General features: G+C 66.0%; 13 protein-coding genes. 7 read left to right on the top strand and 6 right to left on the bottom strand.

Annotation, left to right across the window (positions count from 1 at the left end):
• The first annotated feature begins 46 nt into the window (after positions 1–46).
• Positions 47–286, top strand: a complete 240-nt coding sequence (locus tag BCL67_RS03900; protein WP_106122158.1) for a hypothetical protein — start codon at positions 47–49, stop codon at positions 284–286.
• Positions 283–498: a hypothetical protein gene (locus BCL67_RS03895; RefSeq protein ID WP_106122157.1), complete on the top strand. Its 216-nt coding sequence runs from the start codon at positions 283–285 to the stop codon at positions 496–498. Before BCL67_RS03900 ends, BCL67_RS03895 begins: the two co-directional genes overlap by 4 nt.
• Before the next feature lie 86 nt (positions 499–584).
• Here the strand turns inward: BCL67_RS03895 and BCL67_RS03890 are convergent, their stop codons facing one another.
• Complete coding sequence (locus BCL67_RS03890; RefSeq protein ID WP_106122156.1) at positions 585–1,802, bottom strand: ROK family protein; 1,218 nt, start codon at positions 1,800–1,802, stop codon at positions 585–587.
• A gap of 107 nt (positions 1,803–1,909) precedes the next feature.
• On the opposite strand from BCL67_RS03890, the gene BCL67_RS03885 reads away from it, so the two are divergent.
• From BCL67_RS03885 to BCL67_RS03865, 5 genes are all read left to right on the top strand, one after another.
• A complete protein-coding gene (locus BCL67_RS03885) occupies positions 1,910–3,430 on the top strand; it encodes a sugar ABC transporter ATP-binding protein (protein WP_219886395.1) in 1,521 nt (506 codons plus the stop codon).
• A complete protein-coding gene (locus tag BCL67_RS03880; RefSeq protein WP_106122154.1) occupies positions 3,427–4,488 on the top strand; it encodes an ABC transporter permease in 1,062 nt (353 codons plus the stop codon). Before BCL67_RS03885 ends, BCL67_RS03880 begins: the two co-directional genes overlap by 4 nt.
• A gap of 67 nt (positions 4,489–4,555) precedes the next feature.
• Positions 4,556–5,611: a substrate-binding domain-containing protein gene (locus BCL67_RS03875; RefSeq protein ID WP_106122153.1), complete on the top strand. Its 1,056-nt coding sequence runs from the start codon at positions 4,556–4,558 to the stop codon at positions 5,609–5,611.
• Positions 5,612–5,620: 9 nt separating this feature from the next.
• On the top strand, positions 5,621–6,871 hold the full coding sequence (locus BCL67_RS03870; protein WP_106122152.1) for a Gfo/Idh/MocA family protein: 1,251 nt from the start codon (positions 5,621–5,623) through the stop codon (positions 6,869–6,871).
• Between the two features lie 5 nt (positions 6,872–6,876).
• Complete coding sequence (locus tag BCL67_RS03865) at positions 6,877–7,878, top strand: sugar phosphate isomerase/epimerase family protein (protein WP_106122151.1); 1,002 nt, start codon at positions 6,877–6,879, stop codon at positions 7,876–7,878.
• 225 nt (positions 7,879–8,103) lie between these two features.
• On the opposite strand, the gene BCL67_RS03860 is transcribed toward BCL67_RS03865, so the two are convergent.
• From BCL67_RS03860 to BCL67_RS03840, 5 genes are all read right to left on the bottom strand, one after another.
• Positions 8,104–9,063, bottom strand: coding sequence for an ice-binding family protein (locus tag BCL67_RS03860; RefSeq protein WP_258174742.1), 960 nt, complete (start codon positions 9,061–9,063; stop codon positions 8,104–8,106).
• Between the two features lie 442 nt (positions 9,064–9,505).
• The gene (locus BCL67_RS03855; RefSeq protein WP_106122341.1) at positions 9,506–10,150 is read right to left on the bottom strand and encodes a prepilin peptidase; all 645 of its coding nucleotides are present in this window, start codon (positions 10,148–10,150) and stop codon (positions 9,506–9,508) included.
• Positions 10,150–11,058 carry a type II secretion system F family protein gene (locus tag BCL67_RS03850; protein WP_258174741.1) on the bottom strand — a complete coding sequence of 303 codons (909 nt, stop codon included), beginning with the start codon at positions 11,056–11,058 and terminating at the stop codon, positions 10,150–10,152. Before BCL67_RS03850 ends, BCL67_RS03855 begins: the two co-directional genes overlap by 1 nt.
• The gene (locus BCL67_RS03845) at positions 11,055–11,891 is read right to left on the bottom strand and encodes a type II secretion system F family protein (protein WP_106122149.1); all 837 of its coding nucleotides are present in this window, start codon (positions 11,889–11,891) and stop codon (positions 11,055–11,057) included. The genes BCL67_RS03850 and BCL67_RS03845 overlap by 4 nt, the downstream gene beginning before the upstream one ends.
• A gap of 138 nt (positions 11,892–12,029) precedes the next feature.
• Positions 12,030–12,340 (bottom strand): transposase (locus BCL67_RS03840; RefSeq protein WP_146131069.1); only part of this gene is annotated, 311 nt, incomplete at its 5' end.

Genomic DNA, 12,340 nt, shown 5'->3' with positions numbered 1-12,340 from the left:
TCTGGAGACTCGGATCACTTTTACCCCCGACGATGAGGTTGAACACATGGTAAGCCGCAACAACGTCATCAATGGACTGTTGTTCTTCGCCCCGATCGGCATCGTGCTCTCGGCCATTCCGCAGGCGCCGGACTACACAGCGACACTCGGCTGGGGCCTTGCCCTGGTGATGCTGGGCACCGCCCTGGTTCTGGCGCTGCGGCGCGCCCAGGCCCAGCGCGCCCGGCGCGACGAGTCGCAAGACCACAAAGAACACAAGCGTGCAGAATCAGGAGCGCAATCATGAGCAGCCCCAAGGTCACATACATCCTCGTGACCATCGCTTCGTTCCTGTCTTCCGCAGCTGCGATGTGGCAGTTCGTCAACATCTGGAACTCTGCAGAGACGACCACCTCCAGCTATGTGCTCTTCGGACTGACCGTGCTTGTGGCGGTCGCACTGAACCTGTGGCTCGTCGTGCTCGCCCGGCGTCGCCGATATGAGCAGAGCTCAGTGTGAACGTGGTGCTCGGCCTGAGCATCCTGATCGGCGGAGTGCTGATCATCGACCCGAGCAGCTGACGCCTGATCTCTCCAGCGTCAGTCTCAGCCGATCAGCCGGTTCACGTTCTCGATCGAGAGCCCGTGACCGGTGACCAGCGTCGAGGCGCCGAGCACCCCGGCGCGCGCCTTGGTCTGGGTGGCCACGATGCGCAGATGCTGGGTGGCCAGCGGCAGCGAGCGGGAGTAGACCGCCTCGCGGATGCCGGCGAGGAAATGCTCCCCTGCGGTGGAGACCACTCCGCCGATCACGATGACCGAAGGGTTGAGCAGGTTCACGCAGCCGGCCAGCACCGAGCCGACCTGCCGCCCCGCCTGACGCACGGTGCGCAGCGCTTCCAAGTCACCAGAACGCACCAGCTCCAGCATCGCTGCATGATGCGGCACGTCGAAGCCGCTTTCGCGCAGCTGCGCCGCGATCGCCGGCCCCGAGGCCACCGCCTCCAGACAGCCGGAGTTCCCGCAGGTGCACGGGGTGGTGTCGCCGTCGGGGGTCGCGATGTGGCCGAGGTCCCCGGCTGCTCCCTGAGCGCCGTGCTGCAGCCGGCCGTCGCTGATGATGCCAGAGCCGATGCCGGTGGCGACCTTGACGAACATCATGTTCGCGACGCCGGGGTAGGTCACCGCATGCTCCCCCAGGGCCATGGCGTTGACGTCGTTGTCCACCATGATCGGGCCCGGGAACCACTGGCGCAGATGTCCGGGGATGTCGAAGTGGTCCCAGCCGGGCATGATGGGCGGGCTCATCGGCCGGCCGGTGGCGAACTCCACCGGGCCCGGCACGCCCACCCCGACGCCCAGCAGGTCCTCCGGGCTGCGGCCCGCCTCCTGCAGCAGCTCCATGGCGATCGCTCCCACCGCATCGAGCACGGCCACCGGGCCGCGGGTGATGTCGAGCTCCTGCTCCTTCTCCGCCAGGACCCGGGCAGCCAGATCCGTCACGGCGATCCGCGCATGGGTGCCGCCCAGGTCCACGGCCAGCACCGACCGGGCATCGGGGTTGAAGCTGAAGGTGCTCGGCGGCCGGCCGCCGGTGGAGGAGTTCTCCCCCGCGGGTCGGATCAGCGAGGAGTCCAGAAGCTCCTCCACCCGGGCGGAGATGGTGGATCGGGCGAATCCCGTCATCGCGGTCAGGTCAGACCGAGTCCGCGGGGTCCCGTCCCGCAGCAGCTGGAACAGTGCTCCCGCGCTGTTGGGGAGGGCGTTAGCTGCCGGGCCGGCGGCCGCGCTGTTCTGCTCATCGATCACGGTGACGTAGGCCATGGGATAAGTAAACCACCCCTGCTTCAGTCACTGAGAGTCCGAAAGTTTTCAAACTGACCGTCGACTTTTGATTGACACTCGACAGAAGTACCGCCTAAATTGTGAGCATGGTCACACAAAATGGTGGATCCGAGCTCCTCCGGATGCGAGGAATCATCAAACACTTCCCCGGCGCGAAGGCCCTCGACGGCGTCGATCTTCAGATTCGCGCCGGTGAGGTCCATTGCCTGCTGGGTCAGAACGGCGCCGGCAAATCAACTCTGATCAAGGTGCTCTCCGGAGCCCACCAGCCCACCAAGGGCGAGATCCTCTGGAAGGGCGAGGAGGTCACCATCCCGACGACGATGGCCGCGCTGCGCCTGGGCATCTCCACGATGTACCAGGAGCTCGACGTCGTCGACGGGCTCAGCGTCGCGGAGAACATCTTCCTCGGCCATGAACTCAGCTCCGGAGGCGTGCTGCGCCGAGGCACCGCCCTGGAGCGCACCCGCGATCTGCTCCGCCGCCTGGGGCACCCCGAGATCCCCGCCCAGCGCGAGGTCGGACGCCTACCGGCGGCCGGGAAACAGATCGTCTCGATGGCGCGCGCGCTCTCCCATGATGCGCAGCTGATCATCATGGACGAACCCTCCGCGGTCCTGGACCCCGAAGAGGTGGAGAACCTCTTCCGCGTCGTGCGAGCGCTGCGGGACCAGGGCGTCGCTGTGGTCTACATCTCGCATCGTCTCGAAGAGATTCGGCGGATCGGGGACCGGATCACGGTGCTCAAGGACGGACGCACCGTGGCCACCAGCCTCGAGGTCGAAGACACTCCGACCCGAGAGCTCATCTCCCTGATGACCGGCCACGAGGTCATCTCCGACTTCGGCGGCACCGCCGTCGGGCCGACCAGCGACCAGCCGCTGCTGGAGGTTGATGGACTCAGCATCGAGGGAGTCTTCGATCCGGTGTCCTTCGAGGTCAGCCCCGGCGAGGTCGTCGGCCTGGCTGGTCTGGTGGGTGCGGGCCGCTCGGAGATCCTCGAGACCATCTACGGAGCTCGCCGAGCCACCGCCGGCGAGGTCCGGGTGAAGGGCAAGAAGCTGCGCCGCGGCTCCATCGCCGATGCGGTCAGCCATGGGGTCGGACTCGCCCCCGAGGAGCGCAAGAGCCAGGGGCTGCTGCTGGACGAGCCGATCTATCGCAACATCACCCTCTCCACCTTTGCGCGCTTCGCCCGATCGGGCCTGCTCAACGAACGCGCAGAGCGCGCAGCGGCGCGCGAGCAGGCCGAGGCGCTGCACCTCTCCCCCGCCGACGTCCAGCGCAACATCCGCACACTTTCGGGCGGAAACCAGCAGAAGGCGATGCTCGCCCGCTGGCTGGTGCATGGATGCGAGGTGCTGCTGCTGGATGAGCCCACCCGCGGCGTCGACGTCGGAGCCCGGGCAGAGATCTACGGGCTGGTCAGGGAGCTCAGTCGGCAGGGCACGGCAGTGCTGATGGTCTCGAGCGAGATCGAGGAGGTCCTGGGGCTCGCCGATCGAGTCCTCGTCGTCGCCGACGGCAGGGTGGTCCACACCGGAGCATCCAAGGACATGGACGAACACCAGGTGCTTGATCTTGTGATGGAAGGAGCTCACCGATGAGTGAGACGACAGCAACCGGCTCCCCCGCCGGAATCCCTGCCGATGAAGAGACCCCGCGTCGGGACCTCAGCCCGGTCGAGGACAAGTCCACCAAGGCCGTCGCGGGGTCGAAGCTCAGCCTCGGACACAGCCTGGGTCTGGTCCTCGCCCTCGGGGCGTTGATCGCATTGGGCGTGATCACCGGCGGCGACCGCTTCCTCAGTGTGGCGAACCTGATGGTCATCCTGCAGCAGGCGGCTGTGATCGGCGTGATCAGCATCGGGGTGACCTTCGTGATCACCTCCGGTGGCATCGACCTCTCGGTCGGCTCCGTGATGGGACTGGCCACGATCTGGGCGACCACGCTGGGGACCCAGGCCATGGCCACAGACATCCACTGGTCGGTGATGTTCTTCACCGCGCTGGCCGTCGGAGCCGCCGCAGGAGTGATCAACGGGGTGATCATCGCCTACGGAAAAGTCGTGCCGTTCATCGCGACGCTTGCGATGCTCGTCGCTGCCCGAGGCTTCGCGGAGCTGATCTCCGGGCGGCAGACCCAGATCGTCAATGTGCAGGAGTTCAACGACGTCTTCCGCGGGGACTTCCTTGGCATCTCGATCATCGTCTGGATGTTCCTGATCGTCGCGGCAGCCGGCTGGTTCGTGCTGAACCGGACCACCTTCGGACGGCGCACGATCGCGGTCGGTGGAAACGCCGAGGCCGCCCGGCTGGCCGGCATCAAGGTCAATCGTCACCTGGTGATGGTCTACACCCTCGCCGGTCTCTGTGCCGGCATCGCGGCAGTCATGATGATCAGCCGCACCACATCAGGCTCCTCCACCCACGGCTACCTCTACGAGCTGGACGCGATCGCCGCCGTCGTCATCGGCGGCACGCTGCTGGCCGGTGGACGCGGCACCATCTTCGGCACCGTGCTCGGCGTCCTGGTCTTCGCCGTGCTCACCAACGTCTTCGTCCAGAACAACCTCGATTCGTCGGTCCAGGCAGTGGTCAGCGGCGCCATCATCGTCGCCGCAGTCCTGCTGCAGCAGCGCTTCTCGGCGCACCGGACCAGATAGAGACAGCCCACCACCCGCCTACCGCAATCACTCCGCACCGCTTGATCAACTCTCACCAGGAGGAACCATGTCTCGCTTCACCCCCCGCTATCTCTCGGCCGCCGCGCTCATCTCAGCCACCCTGCTGGTGAGCGGCTGTCTCTCCAATGACCCCGAGGAGGTCGAGTCCGAGGACGACGCCGGATCAGCGGCCGCCGCCGAGCCAGCCGGTGACAACGCCGAACCTGGCGAAGAGGTCGTCATCGGATTCTCCGGCCCCGCCGCCGGCCACGGATGGATCGGCGCCATCACGGAGGGTGCCCAGGCCCAGGGCGAGGATTTCGAGGACATCGATCTGCGGGTCTCGGAAGGCACTGATGATGTCAACGAGCAGATCAGCCACATCGAACAGTTCATCAATGACGGGGTGGATGCGATCGTGGTCCTTCCCTTCGACGGCGCGGCCCTGACCGAGATCGCCACCGAGGCGATGGAGGCCGGCATCCCCGTGGTCAACGTCGACCGCGAATTCTCCAGCCCCTTCGCGGCACGCACCACGATCCTCGGCGACAACTACGGGATGGGCGTCTCCGCAGGCAACTACATCTGTGAACAGCTCGGCGACCAGGAAGATGCCGTCGTCGCCGAGATCGCCGGCATCGACTCGCTGCCGCTCACCCAGGATCGCAGTGAAGGCTTCGAACAGGCCCTCAGCGACTGCGGCCTCGAGGTCGACAACCGCGTCGCGGCCGACTTCACGGTCGCCGGAGGGGAGAGTGCCGCCGCGAACCTGCTGCAGGCAGCACCGGAGATCGATGCCATCTGGAACCACGACGACGATCAGGGCGTCGGTGTCCTCGCCGCCATCGAGAACGCCGGGCGTGACGAGTTCTTCATGGTCGGCGGTGCCGGTTCGGCGAACATGATGCGGGAGATCGAGTCCGGGGATTCCGTGGTGGAGGCGACGGTCGTGTATCCGGCCTCCCAGGCCGCTGACGGTGTCCGCCTGGCCCGGCTACTCGCCCAGGGTCGCGCCATGGGAGACCTGGTGCAGAGCGACGTTCCTCGCGAGATCCAGCTCTACGCCCCGGTGGTCACTGAAGAGAACGTGGACCAGTACCTGCCCGACGCCTTCGAGTCCTGAGCCGCGGCCATGGCTGAACTGGAGAAGCCACGTCTGGGCGTGGCCATGATCGGACACGCCTTTATGGGCCGGGTCCACTCTCAGGCCTGGCGGTCCGCCTCGCGGTTCTTCGACCTTCCGATGGAGCCGCGGATGCGGGTGCTGGTCGGTCGTGACGCGCAGCGGAGCAAACAGGCCGCGCAGCGGCTGGGCTGGGTCGAATCCGCCACCGATTGGCGTCGGGTGCTCGAGCGCAAGGATGTCGATCTGATCGACATCTGCACCCCGGGCGACACCCACGCGGAAATCGCCGAGGCGGCACTGGCAGCCGGCAAGCACGTGTTGGTGGAGAAGCCGATGGCCAACTCGGTCGCGGAGGCGCAGCGGATGAACGACACCGCCCACCGTGCCCGAGCCCAGGGCGTCCACGCGATGGTGGGCTTCACCTACCGCCGGGTGCCGGCACTGAAGCTGGCGCAGGAGCTCATTGCCGAAGGTCGGATCGGTGAGGTGCGACAGGTGCGTGCCCAGTACCTGCAGGACTGGCTCGGCGATGAGACCGCACCGCTGTCCTGGCGGCTGGACAAGACCCGGGCGGGATCCGGGGCGCTGGGAGACATCGGAGCCCACATCGTGGATCTGACCTACTTCCTCACCGGTCAGCGCTTCGCCGGGGTCTCCGGGATGCTCGACACCATCGTCGCGGAACGTCCGCTCGCCGCCAAGGTCGCCGTCGCGGCGGGGGGCATCGGTGGCAGCGGGGGTGGACTCGGCGGCGGTCTCGGCACCGCGGTCGAGGAGCCCGGCGCCGTCGGGATGGGTCCGGTGACGGTGGACGACGCCGCGCTGGTCACCGCCCGGCTGACCTCGGGAGCCCCGGTGATCCTGGAGGCCTCGCGCTTCGCATGGGGTCGGAAGAATGCGCTGCGCATCGAGATCTCAGGATCTCGGGGGGCGGTCAGCTTCGATTTCGAAGACATGAACGTCCTGCACTACTACGATGCGACTCAACCGGCGCGGACTTCGGGATTCACCCGGATCCTGGCCACCGAACCGGAGCACCCGTATCTCGAGTCCTGGTGGCCGCCAGGCCACGGGCTGGGCTACGAACATGGGTTCACCCATCAGGTGGTGGATCTGGTGCGTGGGATCGCCGCCGGGGAGGACCCGCGGCCCTCCTTCGAGGACGGACTCCACGTGCAGCGGGTGCTGGAGGCGATCCAACACTCGAGCGGGGCATCCCACCAATGGACCGAGATCCACGATCAGGAACGGAGCTGAAGACCATGGCACGACCAGTCACGCTGTTCACCGGACAATGGGCCGACCTGCCCTTCGAGGAGGTCGCCCGGCTCGCCGGCGAATGGGGCTACGACGGCCTGGAGATCGCCTGCTGGGGGGATCACCTAGACCCACGGCGGGCGGCGGAGGACGATGCCTATGTGAAGGACCGCCTGGACATCTTGGAGAAGAACGGACTGAAGGTCTACACGATCGCGAATCATCTGCGCGGCCAGGCCGTCTGTGACGACCCGATCGACGCCCGCCACCGGGACATCCTGCCCGATCACATCTGGGGTGACGGAGACCCGGAGGGGGTGCGGCAGCGGGCGGCTGAGGAGATGAAGTACACCGCGCGGGCCGCCGCCCGCCTGGGGGTCAAGACCGTGACAGGCTTCACCGGCTCTGCCATCTGGAAGTACGTGGCGATGTTCCCTCCCGCCTCCGAGGAGCTGGTGGAGGCCGGGTATCGAGACTTCGCCGACCGGTGGAACCCGATCCTCGACGTCTTCGACGAGGTGGGGGTGAGGTTCGCCCACGAGGTGCATCCCTCCGAGATCGCCTATGACTACTGGACGACCCAGCACACGCTTGAAGCCATCGGACATCGATCGGCCTTCGGGCTGAACTGGGATCCGTCCCACATGGTGTGGCAGGACCTGGATTCGGTGGCGTTCCTCTGGGACTACCAGGACCGGATCTATCACGTGCACTGCAAGGACACGAAGAAGCGGCTCAACGGGCGCAACGGAAGGCTGTCCTCGCATCTGGCCTGGGCCGATCCGCGACGCGGCTGGGACTTCATCTCCACCGGACGCGGAGACGTGCCGTGGGAGGATGCCTTCCGGATGCTCAACGCCATCGGCTACACCGGTCCGCTCTCGGTCGAATGGGAGGACGCCGGCATGGACCGTTTGGTCGGAGCACCCCAGGCTCTGGAGTTTGTGCGGGCCAACGCGTTTGAACCCTCGGATGCCGCCTTCGATGCGGCGTTCTCCTCATCCTGACTCTGCGCAGGGGCTGAGGCCGCATCGCAGGACACGTAGAAGGGCCCGATCTTGGCCCCTGGTGATTGCATCCACCGGGTTCCGAGATCGGGCCCTTCTGCTGCCTGGACCAGGCGTCAGGTCCGGGGTTGAACTAGTCGGTCGAGTGTGACCGCTGGTGCCGGATGATCAGCAGCGCGGCGCCACCCAGGAGCAGGAGCGCGCTCAGCCCGACCAGTACGCTGGTCAGCGCGCCGGGCCCGGTGGCCGGGAGATCTGACTGATCAGCGACAGCTTCGCCTGAGTCGCTGTCGGATCCTGCTGGAACGCCAGATCCGGTGGGGAATCCGAGCCGTCCGGTGTATCCGAGCCAGTGCGGGAATCTGGACCGCCCCGCGACTCTGTCGGATTCGCCTCAGGTGACTCCGACTCGGTGGGGACCTCGGTCGGTACCAAGGACTCGGTGGGGGTCGGGGTCGGTGACCCGGCATCAGGGGTCGGGGTCGGCGATCCGGTGTCAGTCGGCGGAGCCGCGGCACAACTCGCGTCCGTGAAGACGTTGCTGTCCAAGGTCACCGATCCTGCCGAGAGTGCAAGTGCCCGGCCCTGCACCGTCGCGTTGGTCTGAACCGAGATCGAGGCCAACGAGATGATCGTCCCCACAAAGTTGGATCCTGTGCCCAGCGTCGCGGAGCTTCCCACCTGCCAATAGACGTTGCAGGCCTGAGCGCCTCCGGTGAGCACGACATCGCTTCCCGTAGCCGCGTTCAAGGTGGAACCAGCCTGGAAGATGAAGACGGAATCGGAGACGCCTCCGTCCTCGACTCCGCCATCGAGGGTAAGCGTTCCCGTCAGCGCCATGGAGCTCGAGGCTGAGTAGACGCCTCCCACGAGGGAAAGACCCCCGAGGTCCTGGCCAGTGAGATCCGCGTCCGATTCCTGCGCCGCCAGGACGCCATAGGCGGTGCTGGCATCAGCCTGGGGCTGAGCGGCGGCGCCGCCCACGTTCGCGGCGTTCTCCTGCTCAGCGGTGAAACCGGTCACGGCTGTTCCGGGGCTCACACCGAGCGCTCCACTGAGGGTGGTGGTCCCCGTGTTGGTGACAGTCTGTCCACCAAGTACGGAATACGACCCGGCGGTTCCCAGCCCCACACCCGGTGTGGTCACCGCCGACGCGACTGATGAATAGGACAAGGTGACTGCCATCGCCAAGAACGAGGCCAGCAAGACTGCCAAGAGCAGCCTCGCCTGTGCGGTGAAGTGAGGCCGCTGGGCTGCTGACGCAGAGCGAGCCGAGCCGGTCGTCTTATTCATTTTTCCCCCAGAAAGGAATTCAATTGTTGCCGATCGAACCTAGTCGTTCGCATAAGGCCCAACAGATTCTTCACTCTTTTCGAAACGGGAGATCTGGGTCACTTATTGCTGAGATTACGGGGCGAACCTAAGATCCACAAGCCAACTCTTGTCACCAGGCCCCGCAAGAATCACCAGGTACGACCTGAGGTGCAGTGATACCGAGAAATCGCAGTCCGAAAGCCTGTGTCACAATTCTGCGTGGTTCGAAATGACGGGCTATTGACCGAGTGTCACCAGTACTCCTCTGGTCCGCACTCCGTCACAAACGGCTGCGAGACGTCGGTCTTTGCAGTCACCGCAGGAACACCAACGCGCAGATCGTGCCAAGCACCATGGACGGCCCAAAAGGAATCTGCGTGTCTCTACTACCACGCCTACTCAGCAGCACCATGAGCGCGATGGCCCCATTGATGACGAATCCCAGCACCGTGCCGACTGCCACGTGAGACCAACCGAACCAGCCCAGGAACCCGCCGATCAGAAAAGCGAACTTCACGTCGCCCAGCCCCAGCCCCGCAGGAGCGATCAGCGCCAGCAGGAAATACCCGAGGAGAAGGACGACGGCGGCGAACAGACTCCGGCCGAACGCAGACCATTCATCTGACATGGCTGCTGCCACCGCAAGGGGAGCCAGCAGGGCGACAGTCGTCCCTGCGACCAGAACGTCGGGCAGCCGACGCACCATCAGATCGATCACGACCAATAGCGAGCATCCGGTTCCGACGGCGGCGAAGGCCACCAGCTCGGCGGCGCTCTGTGCTAGGTTCGCGGCCCCAAGTCCCGACAGGGCGGCCAGCGCCGCGACGGGCACCCGCAGGAGGGCTCCGACTTTCTCGGAATCGCCTTCGAGGAAGGGGCGCAGGACGGGAGTGAGCTGCCAGCCCAGGAGTGCGGCGAACAGCGCCGTCGCCAGTGGGATCACGAAGGGTTCACTCATCACATGCCACTGAAGGAGTCGACGATGTTGATCGCGGCTGGCCCCATGACCACGATGAAGATCACCGGCAGGATGAACAGCATCAGCGGTGCCAGGACCTTCACCGGGATCTTCTGAGCCTTCTCCTCCGCGCGCTGGCGCCGCTTGAGCCGCATCTCATCCGCCTGGGTCCGCAGCACACCGGCGATCGAGACCCTATAGGCGTCCGCCTGGATCACGGCACGGACGAAACGGCGAAGATCCACGACCGTGGTGCGGACAGTCAGGGCTTCAAAGGCCTGCCGGCGCGAGTTGCCCATCTGGATGTCCTGCAGCGTGCGGACCAGCTCATTGGCCAGCGGCCCTTTGCCGTTCTGCGCCGCGCGCGCCATCGCAGAGTCGAATCCCAACCCGGCTTCCAGCGCGATCATCATCTGGTCCAGGGTGTCGGCGAGCTCGAGCTCGATCTGCTGGTTGCGCTTGGTCCCCTCGCTGTTGAGCAGCAGCTCCGGAAGGAAATAGCCCACCACTGAGACGCCCAACGTCATCAGCACCAAGAGCGGGGGCGGCCCCGATAAGAGAATGAGCGTGCTGACCACTATGGCCGCCACGAGCCACACCAGCTTCAGCGCCAGGAGCTTCTCCACCGTCCATGCGGCGGGGCGTCCGGCCAGGGCGTGCTGTCTGTCCAGAGTCTTCACGATGGCTGGAGGCGTTGTTCTTCTGGCCAGCGAGGCGAGCGAGAAGCCGGGATCACGCTGACCCTCACCGTCCGCGCTCGCGACCAAGGTGACGCCCGCGCGGCGCAGGTTCTCGCGGACCCGGCGTCGAGTGGGATCCAGCGCGGTCCAGATGAGCCAGACCGCCATCCCCACTGCGAACGCGGCGCAGGTCGCGGCAAGAACCACCGGTGTCGTCGCCGGGTTCAAAACTTGATCTCCACAACTTTGCGCAACCACAGTCCCCCGATGGTGAGCATCACCACGGCGAGGATCATCAGGCCGTAGCCGAGCGTGGTCTCGGTGAAGGGGGCGAGATACCCGGGGTTGCTCATCAGCAGGAATCCCGCGAGCCCGAAGGGAAGCACCATCAGGATCAGTGCCGAGAGTCGACCCTCGGCGCTGAGCGTAGCCACCTGGCGGCGGATCTCGTTGCGCTGACGGATGGTGTTGGCCACGCCGTCGAGCACCTCGGCGAGGTTTCCGCCGACCTCGCGGTTGATCGCGATCGCCTGGGTGATCCAGGAGAAGTCCTCGTTCGCCATTCGAGCGGCGGTCATGTCCAGCGCGACACCGAGGTCGCGTCCCACCCGAGTCTCGTTGACAATCCGCACAAATTCATCTGAGGTGGGGCTCTCCGCTTCTCTCGCAACCGAGGACAGCGCCTTCGGCAGGCTGTGCCCGGCGCGCAGGTTCGAGGCCATGAGCTGCAGCGAATCGTCGAGCTGGTCGGCGAACTGTTTCTGGCGTTTGGAGATCCGCAGCCCCAGCAGGATCTTCGCGCCCAGCGGCACCACTGCGGCGAGCAAGATGGCGAGCAGCACTCCGCTGAGCAGCAGGCCGAGCGCGAACCCCACCACCGAGCCCACGAGCACCAGGAAGACGAAATCCTGAGGTCGCAGCTTCACCGCGGCGAGCTCCAGGGTCGAGGCGTCCACCGGCGTGCCCCGTCGGTGGATCAGCCGCTCCACCAGTGCCGTCACTGTCCCCGCTCCGCGTTCCAAGGCGCCCGGCATAGGCTCATGGCCAGGTTGGCGGCTCATCCCAATCGGGGGTGTAGGAGTTGGGGTCTGAAGCCGCCGGTCTCGAGCAGGCTTCGGGCGATGTAGTTGGTCAGGTTGCGGAACCCGAGTGCGGAGCCGCGCAGGTGTTCGAGCCGTCCGTTGAATCTCCTATGTCTGTCAAGCCCCGGTGAGCTCATTCTGAGCGGCGGTGTTGAGGCGGCGGTAGATGTCGCGGGCGAGGTAGCGCTTGAGGCAGCGACGGATCTCCCGGAGGGTGCGCCCTTCGGCGGTACGGCGCTCGACGTAGGCGCGGGTTCGCGGGTCCATTCGCATGCGGGTGACGACGGCCATGTGGAGTGCTCGGTTGAGGCGCCGGTCGCCACCCCGGTTGATCCGGTGCCGGACGGTGTTGCCCGATGACGCGGGGATGGGGCTGGTTCCAGCGAGGCTGGCGAACGCGGACTCGGATCGAATGCGGCCCAGGTGTG

Origin of the sequence: Nesterenkonia sandarakina, from assembly GCF_003003175.1 — a bacterium.
In the GTDB taxonomy this organism is placed as follows: Bacteria; Actinomycetota; Actinomycetes; order Actinomycetales; family Micrococcaceae; genus Nesterenkonia; species Nesterenkonia sandarakina_A.
This window is presented reverse-complemented; position numbering and strand designations above follow the sequence as displayed.